The organism is Monashia sp. HAY1-2A, assembly GCF_056755315.1.
Map to the genome: position 1 here is coordinate 1 of NZ_JBNDHY010000533.1, position 257 is coordinate 257.

A 257-nucleotide genomic window follows, 5' to 3' on the forward strand; every position below is an offset into this window, starting at 1 on the left:
GTCCGGGACCCGTGCCTTCATGGAGCGCATCGAAGCTGACAGGGCTGGCGAAGGGGCTCAGCTGATCGGGCAGTTCGGCGTGGGTTTTTATTCCTGCTTCATGGTGGCTGATCACGTCGACGTCGTCTCCCGTCGCGCTGGCGCAGACGAGGCCTGGCTCTGGTCGTCGGAAGGCAAGGGGAATTATCGGATCGCTCCCGTGGATGCGGGCGATGCCCCCGCCCGGGGGACACGCATCACCCTGCATCTGATGGAGG

Annotated in this window: 1 pseudogene; it reads left to right on the plus strand. The window is 65.0% G+C overall.

Going from position 1 to position 257, the window contains the following annotated elements:
- Positions 1–19: 19 nt before the first annotated feature.
- Positions 20–257 (plus strand): annotated as a pseudogene (locus tag ACPYOM_RS22995) (hypothetical protein); the annotation flags it as partial.